Source organism: Streptomyces poriferorum, from assembly GCF_019399235.1.
In the GTDB taxonomy this organism is placed as follows: Bacteria; Actinomycetota; Actinomycetes; order Streptomycetales; family Streptomycetaceae; genus Streptomyces; species Streptomyces poriferorum.
This window is the reverse complement of record NZ_JAELVH010000023.1, coordinates 24,607-46,898: the sequence shown is the minus strand read 5'-3', so window position 1 is coordinate 46,898 and position 22,292 is coordinate 24,607. Positions and strand designations below refer to the sequence as shown.

24 protein-coding genes are annotated in these 22,292 nt (G+C 72.3%); 10 read left to right on the top strand and 14 right to left on the bottom strand.

Going from position 1 to position 22,292, the window contains the following annotated elements:
* The first annotated feature begins 133 nt into the window (after positions 1-133).
* On the top strand, positions 134-1,678 hold the full coding sequence (locus JGS39_RS06955; RefSeq protein ID WP_219567844.1) for an MFS transporter: 1,545 nt from the start codon (positions 134-136) through the stop codon (positions 1,676-1,678).
* A 19-nt stretch (positions 1,679-1,697) separates the two neighbouring features.
* Here the strand turns inward: JGS39_RS06955 and JGS39_RS06950 are convergent, their stop codons facing one another.
* Complete coding sequence (locus tag JGS39_RS06950) at positions 1,698-2,216, bottom strand: nitroreductase family deazaflavin-dependent oxidoreductase (RefSeq protein ID WP_219567843.1); 519 nt, start codon at positions 2,214-2,216, stop codon at positions 1,698-1,700.
* 129 nt (positions 2,217-2,345) lie between these two features.
* Between JGS39_RS06950 and JGS39_RS06945 the strand changes: the two genes are divergently transcribed.
* Positions 2,346-2,993 carry a class I SAM-dependent methyltransferase gene (locus tag JGS39_RS06945; protein ID WP_219567841.1) on the top strand — a complete coding sequence of 216 codons (648 nt, stop codon included), beginning with the start codon at positions 2,346-2,348 and terminating at the stop codon, positions 2,991-2,993.
* Positions 2,994-3,092: 99 nt separating this feature from the next.
* Complete coding sequence (locus JGS39_RS06940; protein ID WP_219567839.1) at positions 3,093-3,647, top strand: MarR family winged helix-turn-helix transcriptional regulator; 555 nt, start codon at positions 3,093-3,095, stop codon at positions 3,645-3,647.
* Between the two features lie 4 nt (positions 3,648-3,651).
* Here the strand turns inward: JGS39_RS06940 and JGS39_RS06935 are convergent, their stop codons facing one another.
* The 5 genes from JGS39_RS06935 to JGS39_RS06915 form a co-directional block, all read right to left on the bottom strand.
* Positions 3,652-4,914: a cation:proton antiporter gene (locus JGS39_RS06935; protein ID WP_219567837.1), complete on the bottom strand. Its 1,263-nt coding sequence runs from the start codon at positions 4,912-4,914 to the stop codon at positions 3,652-3,654.
* 2 nt (positions 4,915-4,916) lie between these two features.
* On the bottom strand, positions 4,917-5,387 hold the full coding sequence (locus tag JGS39_RS06930) for a cation:proton antiporter regulatory subunit (protein ID WP_148019850.1): 471 nt from the start codon (positions 5,385-5,387) through the stop codon (positions 4,917-4,919).
* 172 nt (positions 5,388-5,559) lie between these two features.
* A complete protein-coding gene (locus JGS39_RS06925; protein WP_236063358.1) occupies positions 5,560-6,999 on the bottom strand; it encodes a flotillin family protein in 1,440 nt (479 codons plus the stop codon).
* A 76-nt stretch (positions 7,000-7,075) separates the two neighbouring features.
* A complete protein-coding gene (locus JGS39_RS06920) occupies positions 7,076-7,585 on the bottom strand; it encodes an NfeD C-terminal domain-containing protein (RefSeq protein ID WP_219567835.1) in 510 nt (169 codons plus the stop codon).
* A 106-nt stretch (positions 7,586-7,691) separates the two neighbouring features.
* The gene (locus tag JGS39_RS06915; protein WP_219567833.1) at positions 7,692-8,177 is read right to left on the bottom strand and encodes a peroxiredoxin family protein; all 486 of its coding nucleotides are present in this window, start codon (positions 8,175-8,177) and stop codon (positions 7,692-7,694) included.
* A gap of 111 nt (positions 8,178-8,288) precedes the next feature.
* Here JGS39_RS06915 and JGS39_RS06910 point away from each other — a divergent pair, with 111 nt between their 5' ends.
* Both JGS39_RS06910 and JGS39_RS06905 read left to right on the top strand, forming a co-directional pair.
* On the top strand, positions 8,289-8,996 hold the full coding sequence (locus JGS39_RS06910) for an alpha/beta hydrolase (protein WP_219567831.1): 708 nt from the start codon (positions 8,289-8,291) through the stop codon (positions 8,994-8,996).
* Positions 8,997-9,246: 250 nt separating this feature from the next.
* Entirely contained in the window at positions 9,247-10,965 is a 1,719-nt protein-coding gene (locus JGS39_RS06905; RefSeq protein ID WP_236063359.1) for a SpoIIE family protein phosphatase, read from the top strand.
* A gap of 16 nt (positions 10,966-10,981) precedes the next feature.
* Here the strand turns inward: JGS39_RS06905 and JGS39_RS06900 are convergent, their stop codons facing one another.
* From JGS39_RS06900 to JGS39_RS06880, 5 genes are read right to left on the bottom strand one after another with little or no spacing between them, the layout of a single operon-like run.
* Positions 10,982-11,830 carry a GNAT family N-acetyltransferase gene (locus JGS39_RS06900; RefSeq protein WP_219567829.1) on the bottom strand — a complete coding sequence of 283 codons (849 nt, stop codon included), beginning with the start codon at positions 11,828-11,830 and terminating at the stop codon, positions 10,982-10,984.
* 51 nt (positions 11,831-11,881) lie between these two features.
* Positions 11,882-12,475 carry a hypothetical protein gene (locus JGS39_RS06895; RefSeq protein ID WP_219567827.1) on the bottom strand — a complete coding sequence of 198 codons (594 nt, stop codon included), beginning with the start codon at positions 12,473-12,475 and terminating at the stop codon, positions 11,882-11,884.
* A complete protein-coding gene (locus JGS39_RS06890) occupies positions 12,472-13,737 on the bottom strand; it encodes an MAB_1171c family putative transporter (RefSeq protein WP_219567825.1) in 1,266 nt (421 codons plus the stop codon). The genes JGS39_RS06895 and JGS39_RS06890 overlap by 4 nt, the downstream gene beginning before the upstream one ends.
* Before the next feature lie 42 nt (positions 13,738-13,779).
* Complete coding sequence (locus JGS39_RS06885; RefSeq protein ID WP_219567823.1) at positions 13,780-14,340, bottom strand: intracellular growth attenuator family protein; 561 nt, start codon at positions 14,338-14,340, stop codon at positions 13,780-13,782.
* Position 14,341: 1 nt separating this feature from the next.
* Positions 14,342-14,791: a hypothetical protein gene (locus JGS39_RS06880; protein ID WP_219567821.1), complete on the bottom strand. Its 450-nt coding sequence runs from the start codon at positions 14,789-14,791 to the stop codon at positions 14,342-14,344.
* A 625-nt stretch (positions 14,792-15,416) separates the two neighbouring features.
* On the opposite strand from JGS39_RS06880, the gene JGS39_RS06875 reads away from it, so the two are divergent.
* The 4 genes from JGS39_RS06875 to JGS39_RS06860 all read left to right on the top strand — a co-directional run bounded on the left by JGS39_RS06875 (position 15,417) and on the right by JGS39_RS06860 (position 19,144).
* The gene (locus tag JGS39_RS06875) at positions 15,417-15,755 is read left to right on the top strand and encodes a MerR family transcriptional regulator (RefSeq protein WP_219567820.1); all 339 of its coding nucleotides are present in this window, start codon (positions 15,417-15,419) and stop codon (positions 15,753-15,755) included.
* Positions 15,756-16,558: 803 nt separating this feature from the next.
* Positions 16,559-16,762 (top strand): cold-shock protein, encoded by a 204-nt coding sequence (locus JGS39_RS06870; protein WP_015609674.1) that lies wholly within the window; start codon positions 16,559-16,561, stop codon positions 16,760-16,762.
* A 423-nt stretch (positions 16,763-17,185) separates the two neighbouring features.
* Positions 17,186-18,781: a DEAD/DEAH box helicase gene (locus JGS39_RS06865; protein ID WP_219567819.1), complete on the top strand. Its 1,596-nt coding sequence runs from the start codon at positions 17,186-17,188 to the stop codon at positions 18,779-18,781.
* A 51-nt stretch (positions 18,782-18,832) separates the two neighbouring features.
* Positions 18,833-19,144, top strand: a complete 312-nt coding sequence (locus JGS39_RS06860; RefSeq protein WP_219567817.1) for an SCO5918 family protein — start codon at positions 18,833-18,835, stop codon at positions 19,142-19,144.
* Between the two features lie 89 nt (positions 19,145-19,233).
* Here JGS39_RS06860 and crcB (JGS39_RS06855) read toward each other — a convergent pair whose 3' ends face one another.
* The 3 genes from crcB (JGS39_RS06855) to crcB (JGS39_RS06845) are packed head-to-tail and all read right to left on the bottom strand — an operon-like array spanning position 19,234 to position 20,371.
* Entirely contained in the window at positions 19,234-19,608 is a 375-nt protein-coding gene (crcB, locus tag JGS39_RS06855) for a fluoride efflux transporter CrcB (protein ID WP_219567816.1), read from the bottom strand.
* Positions 19,605-19,955 carry a DUF190 domain-containing protein gene (locus JGS39_RS06850; protein WP_219567815.1) on the bottom strand — a complete coding sequence of 117 codons (351 nt, stop codon included), beginning with the start codon at positions 19,953-19,955 and terminating at the stop codon, positions 19,605-19,607. The genes crcB (JGS39_RS06855) and JGS39_RS06850 overlap by 4 nt, the downstream gene beginning before the upstream one ends.
* Positions 19,952-20,371: a fluoride efflux transporter CrcB gene (gene crcB / locus JGS39_RS06845; protein WP_308120219.1), complete on the bottom strand. Its 420-nt coding sequence runs from the start codon at positions 20,369-20,371 to the stop codon at positions 19,952-19,954. Before crcB (JGS39_RS06845) ends, JGS39_RS06850 begins: the two co-directional genes overlap by 4 nt.
* 324 nt (positions 20,372-20,695) lie before the next feature.
* On the opposite strand from crcB (JGS39_RS06845), the gene JGS39_RS06840 reads away from it, so the two are divergent.
* A complete protein-coding gene (locus JGS39_RS06840) occupies positions 20,696-22,243 on the top strand; it encodes a DUF8823 domain-containing protein (RefSeq protein ID WP_219567845.1) in 1,548 nt (515 codons plus the stop codon).
* The last annotated feature ends 49 nt before the right edge of the window (positions 22,244-22,292 follow it).

Here is a 22,292-nt window from a genome sequence, read left to right as displayed (position 1 = left end):
CTGCGCTCTCCCGCTGCCGGGTTCCGGCAGCGTTCCCCGTCGGCGGCTCTCCCCGCATGCGGGGAGGCCGAGCTCCGCCTAGCGTGATCACCCGGGGGATCCGGCGTCGTGTGCAGTGAGGGAGATCCGCACCATGGCCCGTCATTCACGTCAGGCAGGGGAACCCTCCGAGGACGGCGGGCGGGGGCGGGTGGCCACCGAAGCGGCGTCCCGGGCCGCGCCGGGACAGGAGCGCGGGCCCTCCCACCGGTGGTGGGTGCTGGGCGTGGTCGGGCTGGCCCAGCTGATGGTCGTCCTCGACGCGACGATCGTGAACATCGCGCTGCCCTCCGCCCAGCAGGACCTCGGTTTCAGCGACGGGAACCGGCAGTGGGTCGTGACGGCGTACGCCCTCGCCTTCGGCTCGCTGCTGCTGCTCGGCGGACGCATCGCCGACCTGGTCGGCCGCCGGGTGGTGTTCCTGACCGGTCTGGTCGGCTTCGCGGTCGCCTCGGCCATCGGCGGCGCTGCTCCGAGCTTTGAGGTCCTGGTGCTGGCCCGCGCTCTGCAGGGCATGTTCGGGGCGCTCCTCGCCCCGGCCGCGCTCTCGCTCCTCACGACGACGTTCACCGTGCCCAAGGAGCGGGCGAAGGCGTTCGGGATCTACGGCGCCATCGCGGGTGCGGGCGGTGCGGTGGGGCTGCTGCTCGGCGGGGTGCTCACCGAGTACCTGGACTGGCGCTGGTGCCTGTACGTGAACCTGCTGTTCGCGCTCGTCGCCTTCGTCGGCGGCGCGCGTCTGCTCACCGCCGGTGCGCCGGCGAACCGGCCGAAGCTCGACATCCCGGGGACCGTGCTGGTCTCCGCCGGGCTCTTCTGCATCGTGTTCGGGTTCTCCAACGCCGAGACGCATGCGTGGAGTTCGGTGCAGACCTGGGGGTTCCTGCTGGCCGGCGCGGTGCTCCTCGTCGCGTTCGCGTGGTGGCAGACCCGGGCGGAGCACCCGCTGCTGCCGTTGCGCGTGGTGCTGGACCGGGACCGTGCGGCCTCGTTCCTCGGCATGTTCATCTCCGGCGCCGGCATGTTCGGCGTCTTCCTGTTCCTGACGTACTACCTCCAGAAGAGCCTGCTGTACTCGCCGGTTTCCACGGGTGCCGCCTTCCTGCCGATGGTCGCCGTCATGATCGTGACGTCCGTGACGACGACCAACACGCTGGTGCCGCGGTTCGGCGCCAAACCGATCGTGCCGCTCGGCATGGGCCTCGCGGCGGCCGCCATGATGTGGCTGACCACGCTGAACCTGAGCAGCAGCTATCTCGCCCATGTACTGCCGCCGTTGCTCTGCATGGGCCTCGGGCTCGGCATGGTCTTCGCCACGGCGATGAACCTGGCCACCGCCGGAGTGGGGGCGCGGGACGCCGGAGTGGCCTCGGCGATGGTCAACACCAGCCAGCAGGTGGGCGGCTCCATCGGTACGGCGCTGCTCAACACCCTGGCCACCAGCGCCGCCACCGACTACATGGTGGGCCGCAAACCGACGCCGGACGCCCTCGCCCAGGCCCAGCTGGAGAGCTACTCGACCGCGTACTGGTGGTCGGCGGGCTTCTTCGCCATCGGCCTGCTGGTCACGGCGATCCTCTACCGCCGGGGCGCACCCCGCCCCCACCTGGTCGAGGAGACCGGGGCGGCACCGGCCTGAGACACCCGGCCGTCCGGGCTCAGCGGCCGGGCCCGGTGCTCGCCACCAGCCGGACGAACGGGATCGACTCGCCGACCCGCCGGTAGTCCTCCGCGCCGCCGTCGACCGTGAACCCCATGAACGCGGAGAGCCGGCGGGCGGTCCTGGGGTGGCGGGGCGCGTACCGTGCCATCAGCTCGCCGCCCTCCTCAGCCGGCAGGACGTGCGCCGTCACGGCGTGGAACCCGCGCCCGACCTGAACGGTGGCATGCGGCGTACGGAGCAGATTGCGGTACCAGTCGGAGCCCGGGCCGAAGCCGGAGGCCACCGTCCAGCTCCGCCGGCCGTCCGCGGCCGTCGCGGATTCGACGACCTCGATCACCGTCCGCCGGGGAAGGCCCGAGGTGCGCCCGGTGTGCACGAGGAGCAGCAGACGGCCCCGGAACAGCGGCCCGAGCCCCGCGCGGAACATGTGGACGGGCAGTCGGACCGCGGCGCGCCGCAGTCCGGTCGGCAGGGGCGGACGCTGCGGTCCGGGCAGAGGTACGGGTTCAGGCATCACTGTGCAAACGTTGCACAGTCCAAAGGTGGGTGTCATGGTCCTGCGTCAAGGATTCGGTGACGGTTCGACACCGTTGCGGCCTCGGTGCACCCCGCAGCGGCCGGGACAGCCCTTAGTGTCGCGGCCATGGTCGAACACAATGCCCTCACGGCGACCCGCGAGGCCTATGACGCCGCCGCCCGCACCTATGCCGAGCTGTTCGGCGACGAGCTGCGCGACCGGCCGCTGGACCGCGCGATGCTGGGCGCCTTCGCCGAGCACGTACGCGCGAACGGGGACGGGCAGGTCGCGGACCTGGGATGCGGACCCGGCCATGTCACCGCCCATCTGGACACCCTGGGCCTTTCCGCGTTCGGCGTCGACGTGTCCTCCGCGATGATCGAAGCGGCGCGGCACGCCTATCCGGACCTGCGGTTCGACATCGGCTCCATGGCGGCGCCGGACATCGCCGACGGCGTGCTGGGCGGCGTTCTCTCCCGGTGGTCCGTCATCCACACACCGCCGGGGGAGCTCCCCGGCATCCTGGCGGAGTTCCACCGGGTGCTGGCCCCCGGCGGCTATCTGCTGATCGGCTTCTCCGCCAGTGAAGGCCCCGCGTACCCGACGCAGGTCTTCGACCACGCGGTCGCACCGGCCTACCGGTGGTGGCCCGACCACCTCGCCGCGTCGCTGCGCACGGCCGGGCTGGCCGAGACGGCCCGGTTGGTGCGCGAGCCGCAGCCGGCCGACCGGCGGCAGTTCCGGGAGGTGTACCTGCTGGCCCGGAAGGGCTGACGGGCCACGGGGATCAGGCGGCACCGCGGCACCGACGGGCCCCCGGGGCACGGGTGGCACCGGATTCGAGTAGGGCCCTCGCGCACGGTACAAAGAGGCATGGCCGCGCACGAACAGTCATCTGAGGAACGACCGTCCGCCCCGGGCCGGGACGACGTCGACGCGGTGACGCGCGCGGTGCTCACGGCGTCGCGGCTGCTGGTGGCGGTGTCCGCCCGCTCGCTGGCGACGGTCGAGGACCGGGTGACGCTGCCCCAGTTCCGGCTGCTCGTGGTGCTCGCCACGCACGGGGACGCCAAGCTGGTCTCGCTCGCCGAACGCCTCGGCGTGAACCCGTCGACCGCGATGCGCATGGTGGACCGGCTGATCGCCGCCGGTCTGGCGGAACGGCAGGTCAACCCGGCCAACCGCCGGGAGACCTCGCTGCGGGTGACCCCCGAGGGCTTCCGGCTGGTGGAGGACGTCACCTCCGCCCGCCGCCGGGAGATCGCCGCCATCGTCGAACGCCTCGCCCCGGAGCAGCGCACCGCGCTGGTCGAGGCGCTGACGGCGTTCACCGCGGCGGGCGGCGAACCGGCCGTGCCCGGGGGCGGCGCGGACGCCTACCCCCTGGGCTGGGCGCCCGACCTCCTCGCCCCCGGGGGGACCGTTTAGGGCCTCAGGGAGTGTCCGCGGACGCGGCCAGCTCCGGCTCGGGCTCCTCCTTCGGGGCGGGCACCGGTGCGGCGGGGCCCGTTCCGGCCTTGCCGGCCGGGCCGTCGTCCTTGCCGCGCCACTTCCGGATCTGCTCGACCGCAGGCTGGGTCCAGCGCGCGGTGAGCGGGCCCACGATGACGAGGATGAGGACGTACGCGGTGGCGATGGGCCCGATGCGGGGCTCGGTGGCCACGGCCAGTCCGGCGATGACGATGGAGAACTCGCCGCGGGCCACGAGCGTGCCGCCCGCCCGCCAGCGCCCGCGCGATCCGATGCCGGCCCGCCGGGCCGCGTACCAGCCGGTGGCGATCTTGGTGAAGACGGTGACGACGGCCAGCAGCGCGGCCGGCAGCAGTACCGGCGGAATCTCCGCGGGATTGGTGGAGAGCCCGAAGAACACGAAGAACACGGCGGCGAAGAGGTCCCGCAGCGGGGTCAGCAGCTTGCGCGCGCCCTCGGCGACCTCACCGGAGAGCGCGATGCCGACGAGGAACGCCCCGACGGCCGCCGACACCTGCAACTGCTGGGCCACACCGGCGACCAGAACGGTCAGACCGAGCACGACGAGCAGCAGCATCTCCGGGTTGTCGGAGGACACCGCCCGGCTGATCAGCCGCCCGTGCCGCAGCGCCAGGTAGAGCACGAAGCCGACGGTGCCGAGCGCGACGAGCAGCGCGATGCTGCCTCCGGCGAAGCCGACACCCGCGAGCATCGCGGTGAGCAGCGGCAGGTAGACGGCCATCGACAGGTCCTCGATGACCAGCACCCCTAGGATGACGGGTGTCTCCCGGTTGCCGAGCCGGCCCAGGTCCGCGAGGACCTTGGCGATCACCCCGGACGAGGAGATCCAGGTGACCCCGGCCAGGGCCACGGCACCCACCGGTCCCCAGCCGAGCAGCAGGGCCGCGACGGCGCCGGGGGTCGCGTTGAGGACGAAGTCCACCGCGCCGGACGGGTACTGGGTCTTCAGACTGGTGACGAGTTCGGAGGCGCTGTATTCGAGGCCCAGCAGGAGCAGCAGCAGGATGACGCCGATCTCGGCGCCCACGGCGGTGAACTCCTCGCTCGCCCCGAGCGGCAGCAGCCCGCCCTCGCCGAAGGCGAGCCCGGCCAGCAGGTACAGCGGGATGGGTGAGAGCCCCACGCGGCCGGCGAACCGCCCGATGATGCCCAGTCCCAGGATGACGGAGCCGAGCTCCACCAGCAGTGCGGTCGTGTCGTGCACGATCAGCCCTCCGCAATGATCTCGGAGAGCGTGTCGACGCCCTCCCTCGTACCGACGGCGACGAGCGTGTCCCCGATGGCGAGCCGGAAGTCCGGCCCGGGTGACGGATGCGCGCTGTGGGTCCGCAGCACCGCCACGATGGAGGCCCCGGTCCGGGTCCGGGCCCGGGTGTCCCCGAGCAGCCGGCCGCCGTACGGGGAGCGCGTCCCGAGCGGGATGTGCTCGGTGACCAGGTCGATGCCCTCGGTCCGCACGGCGTCGATCGGCGCCGCGTCGATGAGGTGGGCGAGGCCGGTCGCCTCCTGTGGAGTCAGGGGTACGGAGAGTTGACAGGAATCGGGGTCGTCCTGGTCGTAGAAGCCGATGAACCGGCGCCCGTCGTGGTGGACCACGACGGAGATGTGCTGGCCCGACTCGGTGGTGTAGTCGTACTGCACACCGACTCCGGGCAGCGTGGTGCGGTGGGTTCCCATGGCTTCCTCCCGAGGAGAGCGATGTGCGTCTCTGACGCCCTTGGTGATCTCTTTAGCTCCGCATTACCCTATCCGGAGGCTTCCGCCGCCTCCGTGGCCGGTTCCGGACCCCGCACACACGCGTGCCCGGCCGGTACGCAACCGGCCGGGCACGCGGTGGTCGAGCCGGGCGTCAGCCGCTGATCTCGATCTTGCCGTTCGGTTCGGTGGCGGTGTCCTGCTGGGCCGGGACCTTCGCCTTCGGGCCCGCGCCCTTGAGGTTCTGGAGCAGCGCGGCGAGGTCGACCCCCGTGGTGGAGCTGAGGAGCTCCATGCCCTGCGCGACGTTGTCCGTGACCGTGCGCGACAGCTGGCTCGCGCCGTCCGTCGAGATGACGGTCAGCTTGTCGATCGCGCTCAGCGGCTCGGACGCCTTGGCGACGACCTGCGGGAGTACCTCGACGAGCATCTGGAGGACGGCCGCGTCGCCGTACTGCGCGAACGCGTCGGCCTTCTTCTGCATGGCCTCGGCCTCGGCCGAACCCCGGGCGGCGATGGCGGCGGCCTCGGCCTCACCCTCGATGCGCACGGCGTCGGCGAGCGCCGAACGGTGCAGCTTCTCGCCCTGACCGGTCAGCCGGGACCGCTCCGCGTCCGCCTCGGCCTCCTTGACCTGGGCGATGCGGCGGGCCTCCGCCTCCTGCTCGGCCTGGTAGCGCGCGGCGTCGGCGGGCTTGCGGACCCTGGTGTCGAGCTCGCGGTCGGTCAGGGCGGCCTGACGCTGGGCCACCTTCTCCTGCTCGGTGAGGACCTCCTGCTGGCGGGCGGCCTCGGCGAGCGGGCCCGCGGCGGCGGCCATCGCCGCGGCAGCCTCCGTCTCGGCCTTGATCTCGGCCTGCTTGAGGTAGAACGTCCGCTCGGCGATGGCGATCTCCTCGGCGGCCTTCAGCCGGGCCTGCTCCGAGGCGCGGCGGGCGATCGCCTCCGCGATGTCCGCCTCCTGCTTGGCGCGGGCGGCCTCGGGACGGCCGAGGTCCTCCAGGTAGGAGCCCTCGGTGGTGATGTCCTGGATCTGGAAGGCGTCCAGGATCAGGCCCTGGCCGGACAGGCTCGCCTCGGCCTCCTCCGCCACCTGGCCGGCGAACGCGGCCCGGTCGCGGATGATGTCCTCGACCGACATCCGGCCGACGATGGCGCGCAGCGCACCGGAGAGCACTTCCTGGGTGAAGCCGACGATGCCGTCCTGCTGCTGGAGGAAGCGCTGGGCGGCGGCCCGGATGGCGTCCTCGCTGCCGCCGACCTTGACGATCGCGACGCCTTCGAGGTGGGACTTGACCCCGCGCAGGGTGACGGCCCCGCGTACGGCGACGGGGATGTGCCGGCTGGAGAGGTCCAGGGTGAACTTCTGCTGGACGAAGGGGACGACGAAGACGCCGCCGCCGACGACGACCTTCTGGCCGCTGTTGTCGATGCTGGACCGCCCGGTCACCGGGTCCACGGACTTCTTGCCGCGGCGTCCGGTGATGATGAACGCCTGGCTGGGTCCCGCGACCTTGTAGCGCGTGATGACGGCGAGGGCGAGCAGGACGAGGAGTACGACGACTCCGACGATGGCGATCAGGACTGGACTCATAAGGTTGTCCCCCTCTGCCTCCCGACGGGGACGGCAGTTCTGTGGCGAGCGGTGGCGTGCGGGCCGGTGAGCCGGCTCAGCGTTCGACGGGACGGACCGAGACCGACGTGGTCGAGAGTGTGGCCTCGACCCAGATCTCGGCGCCGCGTGCGACCGGTACCGGACTCTTCGCCGAGAGCTTCACGGGCTGGCCCCCGAGCTGCACCAGCACCTCCCCGTAGCCGTCGGCCGGAATGGCCGTGACCACGGAACCCGACGTGCCGACGAGGTCCTCGTCCCGCGGGGTGGCGTCGGTCTGATCCCGCATCAGGGCCCGGCTGAACTTCCAGGTCAGCCAGGCCGCGACCAGACCGGCGAGCGCCCCGGCCGCGGTGGCGGCGATCGTGCCGGCGCCGGTCGTACCGAGCACGATGGCGCCGCCGAAACCGAGCATCGAGAGGAAACCGGCGATCACCGGAAGGGAGACCAGCCCGCTGAAGAGGCCTTCCAGGAAGCCCCCGAAGAGTCCTTCGAGGATCCCGTCGAAGACCAGCGACAGGGCGAGAAGAGCGATTCCCGCAATTCCGAGACCGAGAAACAACGTCACGCGGTCACTCCTCCCGGCTGCCGGAATCCCCCGAGGATTTCCGTCGAACTGGCTGGATGGTCCCATACATCCCCGACCGCCGACACTGCCGTATCCCGGCAGTGTTCTACCTGTTACCCATGCCGGACAGATGCTCAGCCAGCGTGTCCAGCGACTGGAACGTGGCACCGAGCAGCGCCACGTGCTTCCAGCGGAGCACCCCCTCGGCGTCGATCAGGAACACCGCGCGCCGCACCCCGATCCCGGGCGCCGCCACTCCGAACGCGCGGGCCGTCGCGCGGCCGGTGTCCGCCAGCAGCGGCATCCGCAACAGGTGGGCACGGGCGAACGACTCGTGGCTGTCCACGTCCTGCGGGCTGATCCCCCAGACCTCCGCGTCGAGCCCCTCGAAGGTCTCCATGCCCGAGGAGTACGAGCAGAGCTGCTTGGTGCACACCGCCGTGTTGTCGCCGGGGTAGAAGGCGAGGATGAGGGCGCGGCCGCGCGCGGCGGAGAGCGTGTAGTCGCGGCGTTCGAAGGAGTCCCCGTCCAGGATGCCTCCCGGGAGCGTGAAGTCCTGGATCTGCTGGCCGATGTGGAGTGAGGATCGCATGTGATGTCCTTTGCGGGTCCGGCAATTGGGGGAGCGGCGCTGCGTGCGGGAGCTGCCCGTGCCCGTACAGCATGCTCGGTACGGATCCGATCACCGCACCCGGAGGTACGCATGACGCAACCAGGCCCGCCGGAGGCCGCGGTACTCCTGCTGCACGGCGGCCGGGAGACCGGCCTCGGGGTGCCGCCGCCCGGCCCGTTCAACCTGCCCGCGGTGCGGATGCGGCCGTTCGCGCGCGTCCTGCGGGGCGCGCTGCCCCGGGAGGTGCTGGTGCGGGCGGTCCGGTACGGGCACCGGGGGTGGAACGGGGACCGGGCGGATCCGCTGCACGATGCCGTACGCGCCCTGGACGTGCTGCGGCGTACGGCGGGCGAGATCCCGGTCGTACTGCTCGGGCACTCGATGGGTGGCCGGGCCGCTCTGGCCGCCGCCGGGCATCCGCTGGTACGGGGCGTGGTCGGCCTCGCCCCGTGGTGCCCGCCGGGCGACCGGACCGGTCAACTCGCCGGACGGGACGTCGTCCTGGTGCACGGCACCGACGACCGGGTCACGAACCCTGCGGACTCCCGCGCGCTCACCGAACGGGCCAGGAAGGGCGGCGCCCGGACCTGCCTGGTCACCGTGCCGGGCGGCGACCACGCGATGCTCCGGCGCGCCGGAGCCTGGCACCGTCTGACGGCCGCTCTGGTCGCCGGGCTGCTGGACCGCGCACCGCTGCCCGGCCCCGTCGCCGAGGCGTTGCGGCTGCCTCCGGGGGCCACGGCCGACGAGGGGACGGCGGACCTGGACCGAGTGCTCCGCCCCGGCGGGCCGGGGTGACCAGCCCCCGATCAGTCCGGTGACCGGCTTCGCGGACGCGTTCCTCGTGTGCGCGGTGGCGGCGGGCGGCCGTGCGGCGGTGTCCGCGGCGCCGGTGCCGCGGGGGAAGCCGGAACCCGGCGTGGGGTCCGCCGCGATGCCGTTGCACCGACGGTGGGGCGGGCGGTCTGCGGATGCGGCGGCGGGGCGGCCGTCCGACGATGAAGGGCCGGGCAGTCGGGTGGCCCGCGCCCTGCCCCAGGAGGTTGCCTTGCTGGCCGATGCGCACGCCGACATCCCGTCGCCGCTCGACATCGTGGCGCTCGCGGCCCTCATCGACGGCACCACGGCAGGGGTGGGCGTCCTCGACACCCGGCTGCGCTACCTCTACGTCAACCCGGCCCTCGAACGGCTCAACGGCATCCCGGCCGCCGCACACATGGGCCGTACGGTCTCCGAGGTGCTTCCCGAGGTCGACGCGCGCGAGGACCTGATGCGCGCGGTCCTCGCCGACGGCCGGGCGCGCGAGATCACCTCCAGCGGCCGGACCCCCGCCGCGTCCGGCACCGCCACGCGCTACTGGCACGGGGCCTACCACCGGCTGGAGGTGGCCGGGCGGGTCGTGGGCATCGCCGGGATCGTGCTGGAGGTCAAGGCGTCCGACGAGGACCAGCGCCGGCTCGCCCAGGCGCAGCGCCACCTGAACCTCCTGGACACCGCGAGCACCCGGATCGGCACCACCCTCGACATGGACACCACCTGCGCCGAACTCGTCGACCTCGTCGTTCCCGCCCTCGCCGACCTGGCCACCGTCGAGGTCTTCCCGCGGGACGTCGCCCCGCCGGTGCGCCCCGCGCCGCCCGGGGTGGTCCGGCTGCGGCGGGCGGCGCTGACGGCGGTGCCGGGGCTGCGCGGACAACTGGAGCGGTTCGGCGGACCCGGCGACTACATCGACTACCAGGAGAACTCGGCCGTACCGCGCTGCCTGGCCACCAACCAGCCCGTCGTCGAGAACCTCACCAGCGACGAACAGCTCGGCCGCGCCGCGGCCTCACCCGAACGGGTCGCCGCCTACCGGGCCCTCGGCATGCACTCCGCGGTCATCGTGCCGGTCGCCGTGCGCAGCCAGCCGATCGGCGTCCTCGGCCTGGTCAGGGCCGGGGACTCGCCCGTCTTCACGGACGAGGACGTGGTCGTCGCCCGGGAGCTCGCCGGACGGGTCGCCGTCGACCTCGACCACGCGCGCCGCTTCACCCATGAGCACACCATCGCCCTGGAGCTCCAGCGCTCGCTGCTCTCCGAGCCGCGCCCGCCGCACCCGCACATCGAGGTCGCCACCCGCTATCTGCCGGCCGACCGGAGCGTGCTGGTCGGCGGCGACTGGTTCGACGTCATCCCGCTGCCCGACGGCCGCCACCTCAAGGCGATGGGCGATGTGATGGGACACGGCGTCGAGGCGGCCGTCGCGATGAGCCACTACCGCTCGCTGCTGCGGCTGCTGGCCGACGAGGAACTGCCGCCGCACCGCATCCTGGAGCAGCTCGACCGAATGGTCGAACGGTCCGGACTCGACCGGGCGGCGACCTGTCTGCTCGCCGTGGTCGACCGGTCCGGCGTGCTGTGCGAGGTGTCGAGCGCCGGCCATCTGCCGCCCGTCCTCATCGATCCCGGACCGGCCGGGACCTGGCTGGGCGATGTGCCGGCCGGCCCGCCGCTGGGCACCGGGTTCGGCGGCTACCGGACGACGAGGCTGGAGTGCGGACCGGGAACCGTGCTGTTCATGTACACCGACGGACTGGTGGAACGGCGTGGCGAGGACATCGATGTGTCCGTCGCCAGGCTCAGCGAACTGAGCCTGCCGGAGAGCGGCGGTCTGGAGGAGCTGCTGGACGCGGTGCTGGAGCGGTTCGGCCCGGGCGCCGAGGACGACATCGCGGTGATGGCCTCACGGTCCCGGCAGGTCCCGGGCAGCGGCTGTGTGACGGGCTGAGTCCCGGGCCCGCCGCTCACCCCAGTTCGAGACTGGTGATGCCGAACAGCCCGCTGTGATCGACGTCCGGCGCCGGTCCGGTGTACATGCGGGCCGTCTCGAACGACGGGGTGAGCCCCAGCTCTTCGGCCAGCCGCACCGCCGCCGGATTCACGTCGGGTACGTCCACGGCGACGGGCGCGGACGGATCGGTGGCCGCGAGCGCGCTCACCAGGGCACGGGCGATCTCCGGAGTCGCCGCGTACAGCGGGCCGATGCGCGATGACGTGCGGCAGGCGCGCAGCACGGCGAGCCCCTGTACCTCGCCCTCGGACAGCGCGACCAGCGCGGTGCGCCCGGGCGTGGTCGTCCAGGCCGCGAGGAAGCCGTCCCGCTCCGCCGGGAAGAACCGGCGGTCGTACGCGGTGACCTGGCCGAAGGGCAGCGTGCGGGCGTCCGCCAGCGTGACGCCGGGCGGCGGAGCGACGTCGAGCGGGACGAGTCCTTCGTACCGCAGGTTCGTCCAGGCCGGACTGAAGCCGGACTTCCGGTAGTTGGGCTGCTGCGCGACGACTCCGTCGAGGCCGGTGTTCCGCCCGGCCAGCCGGGCCGTCCCGGTGGCCCAGATACGGCTCCCGTAACCCTGGCCACGCAGTTCAGGGCGGGTCAGATAGAAGCCCAGGAAGCCGAAGCCGGAGCCGTAACGGACCACGGAGACGCAGGATGCGGGCACCCCGTCGAGGCGGCCGATCAGGAAGCCGCACGGATCGGCGGCGAAGAACGCCTGACCGTCCGTCAGTCCGGGGTTCCAGCCTTCGGAATGGGCCCAGTCCGCCATCATCCTGATGTCGTCCGCGCTTGCTGTGGTGATCTCGAATGTCGGCACGGCACCACCATGGACCCCGCGCGCGGCCCGTTCAACGACGCCGGGCCCCGCTCACACGAACAGGAACGCGCCCGCCGTCGCCGCGCCCAGCGCCGTCCCGGCCGTCACCTGGCCCACCGTGTGGTAGCCGAGCGCCACCCGCGACCAGCACACGGCCGCCGTCATCAGGTATCCGAACAGCCACCACGGCGAGTGCACCGCGGCGAGCAGCGCGACCGCTGCCGAGGCGACCGAGGCGTCCACCGAGATCTTCCACACCGTGTTGACGGCCAGCAGGACGACGGTCATCACCCAGAGCCCGAGCATCGCGGTCAGGATGCCCGACGGGGCGCCGCCCAGCACCATGACTGCCGAACCGGTGCCGATGGAGCCGAGGATGACGAGGAAGATCGGGGCCCGCTTGGTCCGGTCGACGACATGGCGGTCGCCCCAGGTGCCGCGCCCGCGCTCCCACTCGATGTAGCCGGCCGGGACGAGCCCCGCGCACAGGGCGCCGAGGAGTCCCCACAGCAGCCCCGTCCAGTGGCCCGCCGCCGCCAGCCCGATGGCGAGCATGCCGGCCAGCAGGACGTTGCGGGGCTGGAAGACGTCGGTCACGGTGCGTGCGGTGGACGCGCCCGCCTCGTGGGTGGTGCTCGTGCTCATGTCTGCTGCTCCTGCTCCTGGACCGCTGCGGACGCTGCGAGGACCTGCCGGGCCCGCTCCGGTGCGACCGTGCGGTACGCCGCCGCCACCCGGACCAGCCAGGCGACCTCGCCGTCCTGGTCGGTGGCGTGCTGGGTGCCGACGGCGGCAGCGTCGCCCGCCGGCGTCCCGGCGCTCCGGGCCGCGAGCGCCGCCTTGATCCAGTAGGCGTCGGCCAGCGGCCCGGTCCGCTCCCGGCCGGCACCGCCGTCCGCGGCGGCGGCCTCGGCGGCCGGCAGCAGCGCGTCGGGCACGTAGTGGCGCAGCTTCTCCACCGCGTCGGCGATGTCCGCGGCCCACCGGTCGACGCGCAGGTCGGCCGGGGTGCCGAACCGGGACAGCTCGCGCAGCAGCGGGGCCGGGGGGTCGAAGGGCTGGTCGGGGAAGGCCGTCATCAGCTCGTACCAGAGGGCATGCAGCTTCACCTGGGCGCGCCAGAGCGTCGCCCGGCGGCGGACGTTGCGACACGCGGGGATGGAGGCGCCGATCGCGAAGAAGGCGAACAGCACCACCTGCGAGGCCTCGGTGATCTCGTCGAAGCGCAGCGCGAAGGCCTCGCCGGGCTGGTCGACGACGCTGACCCAGAGGAACAGCGTCCGGCTGACGGTGTAGCCGACCCCGATGAACATGGCGAACGTCATCATCCCCAGGCCCACCCGCAGATGGCGCCGCCCGGCGCTCGCCGTGGCGAGCGCCCACTGGTAGGCGCAGACGGCGGAGGCGGCGCCGAGATAGAGGTAGAACACGCTCATGTAGAGCGTCGCCCCCCACTGCCCCGCGTGGTCGGCGACGAAGCGGTCCGACGGCGTGGACCGGTCGACGACGGTGAAGAACAGCACCGTCAGCAGGACGAGCGTGGCGACGGAGGCCTTCGCCGCGACCTGCTGGATCATCCGCGCGAACCGTACGTGGCGCGGGACGGCCCCGGCATCGGCGTACTGGCCGTAGATCGCGACGATGTAGCTGAGAATGGCCAGAATCGCGACCGTCGCCGTGTAGTGCTTGATCAGCACCGAGAGATCGGTGACCGGGCTGTCGTTGAGCCCGATGCGCACGGCCCGGGTCTTGGTCCACAGGGCGGCGGCGAATCCGGCGTAACAGCCCCACAGGGCCCGGCGGCGACGGTCCTCCTCGTCGCCCCACAGGGCGGCCGGCATGCGCCACACGGCGACTGCTGTCATCAGGACGGCTATCAGATAGCCGGCGACGTCGAGCGGGGTCACGGCAGAAGTCCTCGGGGTGGGGGGATCGGGGGAAACGCGGTGCTACGAACGGCGGAACAGGCCCCGGCGGCGGTGGGCGACCGGGCGCGAGAGCGAGTTGGCGAGCCGCCCCACCATGTCATCGCTCGTCACGTCCCTCGCCATGCGGGGGATGAGTGAGGCGCCCAATTCGGCCATGCGTTCGTCATGGGTGTCGTACTGGGCGCGGGCCTGCACGGCGTCCGGGCTGCCCAGCGCGTCCGGGCCAACGACCCGGGCGATCAGGGAGGTGTCGAAGACCGGCAGCAGCCGCCGCAACTGCTCCGCGTCCAGCGAGGTGCCGTGGTCGAACCACTCGTGGCACAGCTCGTGCAGGATGACGTGCTGGGTCTGGTACGCGGTGGGGCGCCGGCGGTAGAGCACGACGCTGGTCCCGCCGGCCTTCAGCCGCAGCCCGCAGGCCGCGTTGACGCGGGCGAGCCGGTCGGGCATCTCGTGCAGCACGATGGTGCGGCCGCGGGCCGCCTCCATGTTGGCCACCAGCCCCTCGACGGTGAAGGGGGAGGGCAGCGGGAGTCCGGCAAGCCCGGCCTCGCACTCCTTCCGCAGCTCACGCATGGACACCTCACTGACCCCGTGGTCCGCCGCCGGCCGGTGGCTGCCGGTCCTCCGCGTCCTTCAGCAGGGCGAGCGCGAACTGCAGGAGTTCGGGCGGAAGTCCGTCCTCGTCCAGCCCGCGCCCGGCCAGCCCGCTGATCTCGCCGGTACGCCGCTTCGCCAGGAACTGCAGGCCCGCGACGACGTCGTCGACGACCTCGGACTCCTCCTTGAAGAAGCGCCAGTCCACGCCGAAGCCGAGGCCGAGCGCCTTGAGGATGTCCTCGGACGGCTGGGTGACCTTGCCGGCCAGGATGTTGGAGAAGTAGCTGTGGGAGAGGGACCCGCCGCGCTCCTTGACCAGGTCGGCGAAGACCCGTCCCGAGATCTTGCGGCCGGGAAAGGTCTTCTCGACCATGTACTCGACCTTCTGCCGCAGCGTTCGCAGCTCCGGCGCGCGTTCCTCACCGTTGTCCATCCGGCCCCCACGTTCACGTCCGCCGCACGGGTGTCTGTCCGGCTCCGCGCGGTGCTCGATTCGGTCAACGGGCTCGTACTGTAACGAACCCCGACGCCGCGTCCGCGGCCCGGGATGCCTGATGGCACACCGGAAAGGGATGAAGTGGAGCATCTTGCTCCGGTGTCCGGAGCGGGCTTGCGCAAACACTTTGAGTCACTGTTAACTCGAAAAAACATGGGCAGGGGACCACGAGGGGAGTCCCTTGCCCGTGAAGACTCCTGCGCGAACCCGGCCCGCACGGGAAGGCCCGGCGCGCACATGGGTGTAGCCCTTCACGACGGGGGATGCGTGAAGGGCTACGCCTGCATTATGGCCCCTGGTCAGGCAGCCATCAACTGACCGGCCGGTCAGTGTTCTTGGCGAGCCCCCGGTCGGTCCTCCCGGAGAGTGCGGCGACGGCGGCTCCGGGCGCCGGCCGGGTGACGGTCGCGGCGCTGGGCCGAACAGGGCCGGGAGCGGTCCGGACCAGGTTATTTCCCCCGTCCGGCCCGGGAAATCTATCGCGGCTATGCTAGAGACGATGGCTCGCACAATGAGAGTTTCTCGTTCGGTCAACGAAGTCAGCGATACGCGGCAGGTGCACATGCCCCCCGACACCCCTCCGCACGCCACTGACCGTCTCGATGACGACGACTACCCCGCCTACACCATGGGCCGCGCCGCCGAGATGATCGGCGCCACGCCCGGATTCCTCCGCGCGATCGGTGAGGCGCGGCTGATCACCCCGCTGCGCTCCGAGGGTGGCCACCGGCGCTACTCCCGCTATCAGCTGCGCATCGCGGCGCGCGCCCGTGAGCTCGTCGACGCCGGGGCGCCGATCGAGGCCGCGTGCCGCATCGTGATCCTGGAGGACCAGCTCGAAGAGGCGCTCCGGCTGAACGAGGAGCTGCGCCACCCCGCCCCGGGCCGCGACACGGCCTGATCCGCGGCCCCGGCTCAGCGCGCGGAGGCCCCGGCCCGGAGACCGATCGGGGCGGGCACCGCTTCCGGAACGCGCTCGTGCCCGGTGCGGCGATCGGCGACGCGGCCCGCGAGGGATTTCGCATCGACCTGCCGGGCGCCGGGTCACCGGTGAGCGGGAGGCGGCCCGCCGGCGGCCGTCGACGACGACGCGGTTGTCGTGAGCGCGGTCGAACCGGCGGACGGCGCGAGCGGCGACCCCCGTCGCGGGCCTCTATGAGTCGACAGGCGGTCGCGCCAAGGTCCGGCTCGCCGCCGGCTTCGAAGCAGGCGGTGTCACGGCGTGCGATCTGCCGGAGCGCCCGCCGGGCGATGCGACGGCGGCTGAACTCCACTGCGGCGGGGTGGAGTTGGCGCTTCGCCCCTTTGAGCTGATCGCGCCGAGGTTCACGCGCGGCTGCCCCGTGCGCCCTTCTCCCGCGCCAGGGCCGGGGGAAGGGCGGGGTGCCGGCCCCGAGAGGCCGTAGCACGGAGAGGCGAATATCTATAGCCGCAAGCACAGAATTTTATGCAATGCCCGGTGAAGGTTTATGACGCGCCGGGCGGAGTGTAATTACTTGCCGCGCCTGCTCGCATTCATTGTGCTACTGTAGATCTCAGTTGCAGTTGTGGTTCCCAAAGACTCCAAGTGCTCTCCTCGGCTAAATGGGCCGGTGGGTGCGCTTTTGTATTTTCCGGCTCATTATCCGGATGGGGTAATCATCGCGGCGACGCGGGACTGGCACAGTGCCAGTCCCCGGGCTCTGCCCCAAAAGGAGATAAAACATGGCTACTGGCACCGTCAAGTGGTTCAACGCGGAAAAGGGCTTCGGCTTCATCGAGCAGGATGGTGGCGGCGCTGACGTCTTCGCCCACTACTCGAACATCGCCGCCAGCGGCTTCCGTGAGCTGCAGGAGGGCCAGAAGGTGAACTTCGACGTCACGCAGGGCCAGAAGGGCCCGCAGGCGGAGAACATCACCCCCGCGTGAATCCGATGACACCGGCGCTTATGCGCTGAGTGAGCATCCACAGCTGGGGCCCGCACCTTGGGTGCGGGCCCCAGCTCGTTGCTTTTCCCGGGTCCGCCTCCGTGCACGCCGTGCCGGTACCACCGCCACGAGCCGCCGGGGAAGCGCACAGGACCCGCACTCTTCACCGTGCGGCGGACGATCCGCCATGGCTCCCGGACCACCGGTCCGCCGGAGCCCCGTGACGAGACCTTCAGGCCCGCACCCCGGGCCGGTTCGTCCGTCATTGCGAAGCGCCGGACCCGGTTCTCCCGGGCCCGTATCGGCTCAAGACCGGCTGCCGGGCTTCGTTCACGTATGCCAACGGCCCGTTCTTGCGATTCTTGTGCCGCTCGTCGCCGCAATGAATTCCTCGATACGCGCCATATCGAGGAAAGGTTCTGTATGAACCGCGATCGCACAGCTCGCTCCAATGACCGTTTCTCCCGCACCACCCGTGGCGGTGGAGCCTCCGGTTCCGGCGGCTCCCGTTCGGGTGGCGGCGGTTTCCGCTCGCAGGCCCCGGGCAGCCGTCAGGGCGGCGGCCAGGGACGCTTCGGCGCCCCGGCCCAGCGCTCCGGTGGTGGCTACGGCCGCCGCCCCGCCGCCAAGCAGGGTGAGTTCGCCCTGCCGAAGACCATCACCCCAGGTCTGCCCGCCGTCGAGGCCTTCGCCGACCTGGAGATGCCCGCGCCCCTGCTGTCGGCGCTCGCCAACGAGGGCGTCACCGTGCCCTTCCCGATCCAGGCGGCCACGCTGCCCAACTCGCTGGCCGGCCGTGACGTGCTCGGCCGCGGCCGCACCGGCTCCGGCAAGACCCTCGCCTTCGGCCTGGCCCTGCTGGCCCGTATCGAGGGACAGCGCGCCGAATCCCGCCGCCCGCTGGCCCTGGTCCTCGTGCCCACCCGCGAGCTCGCCCAGCAGGTCACCGACGCGCTCACCCCGTACGCCCGCTCGCTGAGGCTGCGGATGGCCACCGTCGTCGGCGGCATGTCGATCGGCCGGCAGTCCGCGGCGCTGCGCGGCGGCTCCGAGGTCGTCGTCGCCACGCCCGGCCGGCTCAAGGACCTGATCGAGCGCGGCGACTGCATCCTGGACCGCGTCGCCATCACCGTGCTCGACGAGGCCGACCAGATGGCCGACATGGGCTTCATGCCGCAGGTCACCGAGCTGCTCGACCAGGTGCAGGCGGAGGGCCAGCGGATGCTGTTCTCGGCGACCCTGGACCGTAACGTCGACCTGCTGGTCCGCCGCTACCTGCACGACCCGGTCGTCCACTCGGTCGACCCGGCCGCCGGTGCGGTCACGACGATGGAGCACCACGTGCTCTACGTCCGCGGCGCCGACAAGTACGCCACCACGACGGAGATCGCCGCCCGCGACGGCCGGGTGATCATGTTCCTCGACACCAAGCACGCCGTGGACAAGCTCACCGACCACCTGCTCAGCAGCGGGGTGCGGGCGGCCGCGCTGCACGGCGGGAAGTCCCAGCCGCAGCGGACCCGGACCCTGACGCGGTTCAAGACCGGCCACGTCACGGTGCTGGTCGCCACGAACGTCGCGGCCCGCGGTATCCACGTCGACAACCTCGACCTGGTCGTCAACGTCGACCCGCCGAGCGACCACAAGGACTACCTGCACCGCGGCGGCCGTACCGCCCGGGCCGGGGAGTCCGGCAGCGTCGTCACGCTGGTGCTGCCCAACCAGCGCCGCGAGATGACGCGTCTGATGGCCGACGCAGGGATCACCCCGCAGGTCGCCGAGGTCCGCTCCGGCGAGGCCGAGCTCAGCCGGATCACCGGTGCGCAGGCGCCCTCGGGCATCCCCGTCACCATCACCTCGCCGCCGTCCGAGCGCCCCAGGAGCGGCTCGTCCTCCCGCGGCCGGCGCAGCCGGCCCGCCCAGGCCCGCCGCTCGCCGTCCTCCTCGTCGTCCTCGGCTTCCTCCCAGCCGCGGGGCGGTGGCGCACCGCGCCGCTCCGCCGGCGACCGTGCCGCCTGACCGACATCCGCGTTTCCGCCCGGTTCCGTCCCCCGATCCCGTTGAGGCACTATGCGCTGCGTCATCGCCCGCTTCCCGTTCGACCTGTTCAAGAACGAGGTCGAGGAATCGATGAAGGGCATCAAGCCCGAACCCGTCACCGGGGAATCGGTGATCATCAGTCGTCGTGTGTACCCCGTCAAGCAGGTCGGCGAGATCATCACCCGGCAGGACCGCCGCGACTTCTCGGCCGGTGAGGTGACCAGGGCGCTCTCGCGCCTCGGTTTCACCTGCCGGTCCGTCCCGGCGCCCGCCGCGCCCGTGGTGCTCAGCCCCCTGGAAGCGGCGTCCGCCGCGCTGGGTACGCCCGGCCAGGACGTCTGAGCCCGCACCGTCACACGCCGAGGCCCGGTCTCCCCGAGAGGGAGGCCGGGCCTCGGCGTGTGCGGTCATGCGTGCCCGGCCGGAAGCGGTCAGCTCCAGAGCGCCTCGGCGAGCGCGACACCGGCGAACGCCGCGCCGAGACCCGCGACCACGCTCGCCACCGCGTTGGCCGCCGCGTAGAACCGCGCCCCGCCCTCGGCCAGCCGCAGCGTCTCGTAGCTGAACGTCGAGTACGTGGTCAGCGCCCCGCAGAGCCCCGTCCCGACCAGCAGCTGGAAATGCGAGGACGCGGCGCCGGCGGCCACCGCGCCGGTCAGCAGGCCGAGCACCAGACAGCCGCTCACGTTCACCGTGAAGGTCCCCCACGGGAAGACGGTGTCGTGCCTGGACTGCACCGCCCGGTCGGTCAGATACCGCAGCGGGGCGCCCACCGCCGCGCCGATGATCACCAGCAGCCAGTTCACGAGCCCTCGCCGGGACCGGGCGCGGAGCGGACGATCTCGCAGGAGTCCAGCGTGACCGGGCCGCCGGTCAGTTCGGCGATCAGCGGCAGGAACGCGCGGATCCTCGCCTCCGTGTCCACGATCACCACCGCGACCGGCAAATCCTCGCTGAGCGACAGCAGCCGCTGGGTGTGGATCATCGAGGAGGCGCCGAAGCCCTCGATGCCCCTGAACACGCTGGCGCCCGCCAGACCCGCCGCGTGCGCCCGGTGCACGATCTCGGTGCAGACCGGGCGGTGGTGCCAGGTGTCGGACTCGCCGGCCAGGACGGTCAGGCGCAGGCCCGGGGTGGTGTTCGGCGTTGTCATGCCTGCCTCCATGTGAGAACGCGGCGCGTCAGCCACACCCCGCCGCACACGGCCGCGAGGGCCGCGAGCAGCGTCACGGCCAGATAGACCAGACCGGTACGGGCCCGGCCGCTGTCGACGAGCCGCTCGATGTCCACGGCGTATGTGGAGAAGGTGGTGAACCCGCCCAGTACTCCGGTGCCGAAGAACGGCCGGACCAGGCGGTGCGGAGTCCAGGCCTCGCTGATCACCACCATGAACACACCGATCACCGCACAGCCGACGACGTTCACCACGAGGGTCGTCCACGGGAATCCGCCCGTCGCCGTGGGCCACAGCAGCGCGGCTCCGTAGCGGGCCGAGGCGCCCGCCGCGCCGCCGAGCGCGACCACCGCGACGACAGGGGCCTGCGGGTGGGGGGCCTTCTTCGTGGACACACGTCTCCTACCTGCCGGGGCGCCCGCGCCGGACACGGGCTCGCACGTACGCAAGTAGGGACCGTTGGCGGCATCCGCGCCGCAGTTCGGGTACGGCGGGCCCCACCGCCGTGCGGCGACCGTCACCGGTCCCCGCTCTCCCCAGGATATCGCCCGTGTGCCGCCGGGGTGCGTTGTCCTAGGGTTGCCCGGGTGTATGCCAACGGGGAGTTGCGGACAGCAGCGGCAGGGGACGTCGACCGGGGTCGCATTCCCCGGCAGCGGGACGGGGCGCGGGGGGACCGGGAGCCGGAGGGCCGCGCGTCGTGGTGGCGGCGGCACCGGGTGCCGGTCGTCGCCGTGGCCGTCGTCCTTCCCCTCTACGGCGTGTGGGCGGCCGTCCTGGCCACCGGCGGCGGTGACCTGGCCGCACAGCTGGCCTGGTCGGGGTTCACCGCCCGCCACCCGGGCGCGGCCTACAACCTCTCCTGGTACGGGGGGATGCACACGGCCAACTACAGCGTCTTCTCCTCGTATGTGATGGCCTTCTTCGGCGTGCGGACGGTGTCCGTGGCCGCCGGGATCGCCGGCACCTGGTTCATGGCCCTCCTGTTCGCGCGCAGGGGTGTGCCGCACGCCGTCCTTCCGGCGGTCCTGGCGGCGCTCGCCCTGTGGTGCAACGTCGCGTCGGGGCGTACGACCTTCGCGCTCGGGGTCGCCGTCGGGCTCGTCGCCTGCCTGTACGCGCACCGTTCGGTGACCGCGGTGGTGGCCGGGGCGCTGGCGACGATGGCCAGTCCGGTAGCGGGACTGTTCCTCGTGGTGGCGGGGGCGGCGTATCTGATGGACCGGCAGTGGCGGAAGGGCGCGGTGCTGATGGTGCCGTTCTTCGCCGTGGTGGGCGCGACCACGGTGCTCTTCCCGTTCGAGGGCGAACAGCCCATGCACGCCAACCGGTTGTGGATGCCGATCGTCGTCTGTGCCGTCCTCGCGGTCGCTGCGCCGGTGGGGCGGGAGTGGCGGCTGCTGCGGTACGGGGCCGTGGTGTACGCCGTCGGTGTCCTCCTCACCTACCTCATCGCCTCCCCGATCGGTACGAACGTGGAGCGGCTGCTGGGTCTGGTCGCCGTGCCCGTGCTGTTCATGGCGGTCCTCGCCCTCGTCGGGGAGAAGGCGTGGGCGCGGACGGCCGTGGTGGCGGTGGCCCTCGTGCTGTCCGCCAACTGGCTGGTCGACAAGACCGTGGACGACCTCCGGGTGTCCACCGAGGTGCCGTCCTGGGCGTCCCGCACCGAGGGGGTGACCGGTGAGCTGGACCGCCTGGGCGCCGGGCTCGGCCGCGTCGAGGTCGTTCCGGCCCGCAACCACCGGGAGGCGGCCGTGCTCGCCCCGCACGTGAACATGGCGCGCGGCTGGAACCGCCAGCTGGACGTCGAGCGCGGGCGGCTCTTCTACGACGGGGCGCTGTCCCCCGACGACTACCGGGCCTGGCTGGACCGGTGGGCCGTCGGCTATGTGGTGCTGCACCACGGTCAGCCCGACGGGCCCGCCGAGGCCGAGGCGGCGCTGGTCAGGGCCGGGCAGCCCTGGCTGAAGCAGGTGTGGCAGGACGACGGGTGGACGATCTACCGGGTGCGGGGCGCGAGGCCGCTGGTGGAGGCCCCCGCCCAGGTCGTACGCGGCGACGACGCCGAGCTGGTGGTGCGGATGCCCGAGGCGGGCTCGGTGACCGTCCGCCTCGCGCATTCGCCGTGGCTGCGGGTGCGCGGCGTCGACGGCGCCCACCGGGGGTGCCTGCGGCAGGACGGCGAGTGGACGAGGCTGACCGTGCCCAGGGCCGGGACGTACCGCCTGGACTCGACGTACCGGCTGCCGCGCCACAGGGGCTGCTGAGGCCGGGATGTAGGGGCGCCCGGCCGGGGCGCGGCCCGGATATCGGGGC

What these genes read in the sequence shown, in the direction of transcription:
- JGS39_RS06880 (WP_219567821.1), bottom strand. Translation starts at nt 14,791, where the DNA reads ATGGACAACGGTGAGGAACGCGCGCCGGAGCTGCGAACGCTGCGGCAG.
- JGS39_RS06875 (WP_219567820.1), top strand. Translation starts at nt 15,417, where the DNA reads ATGCCCCCCGACACCCCTCCGCACGCCACTGACCGTCTCGATGACGAC.
- JGS39_RS06870 (WP_015609674.1), top strand. Translation starts at nt 16,559, where the DNA reads ATGGCTACTGGCACCGTCAAGTGGTTCAACGCGGAAAAGGGCTTCGGC.
- JGS39_RS06950 (WP_219567843.1), bottom strand. Translation starts at nt 2,216, where the DNA reads ATGCCTGAACCCGTACCTCTGCCCGGACCGCAGCGTCCGCCCCTGCCG.
- JGS39_RS06895 (WP_219567827.1), bottom strand. Translation starts at nt 12,475, where the DNA reads ATGAGCACGAGCACCACCCACGAGGCGGGCGCGTCCACCGCACGCACC.
- JGS39_RS06945 (WP_219567841.1), top strand. Translation starts at nt 2,346, where the DNA reads ATGGTCGAACACAATGCCCTCACGGCGACCCGCGAGGCCTATGACGCC.
- JGS39_RS06925 (WP_236063358.1), bottom strand. Translation starts at nt 6,999, where the DNA reads ATGAGTCCAGTCCTGATCGCCATCGTCGGAGTCGTCGTACTCCTCGTC.
- JGS39_RS06940 (WP_219567839.1), top strand. Translation starts at nt 3,093, where the DNA reads ATGGCCGCGCACGAACAGTCATCTGAGGAACGACCGTCCGCCCCGGGC.
- JGS39_RS06915 (WP_219567833.1), bottom strand. Translation starts at nt 8,177, where the DNA reads ATGCGATCCTCACTCCACATCGGCCAGCAGATCCAGGACTTCACGCTC.
- JGS39_RS06955 (WP_219567844.1), top strand. Translation starts at nt 134, where the DNA reads ATGGCCCGTCATTCACGTCAGGCAGGGGAACCCTCCGAGGACGGCGGG.
- JGS39_RS06850 (WP_219567815.1), bottom strand. Translation starts at nt 19,955, where the DNA reads ATGACAACGCCGAACACCACCCCGGGCCTGCGCCTGACCGTCCTGGCC.
- JGS39_RS06910 (WP_219567831.1), top strand. Translation starts at nt 8,289, where the DNA reads ATGACGCAACCAGGCCCGCCGGAGGCCGCGGTACTCCTGCTGCACGGC.
- JGS39_RS06860 (WP_219567817.1), top strand. Translation starts at nt 18,833, where the DNA reads ATGCGCTGCGTCATCGCCCGCTTCCCGTTCGACCTGTTCAAGAACGAG.
- JGS39_RS06930 (WP_148019850.1), bottom strand. Translation starts at nt 5,387, where the DNA reads ATGGGAACCCACCGCACCACGCTGCCCGGAGTCGGTGTGCAGTACGAC.
- JGS39_RS06865 (WP_219567819.1), top strand. Translation starts at nt 17,186, where the DNA reads ATGAACCGCGATCGCACAGCTCGCTCCAATGACCGTTTCTCCCGCACC.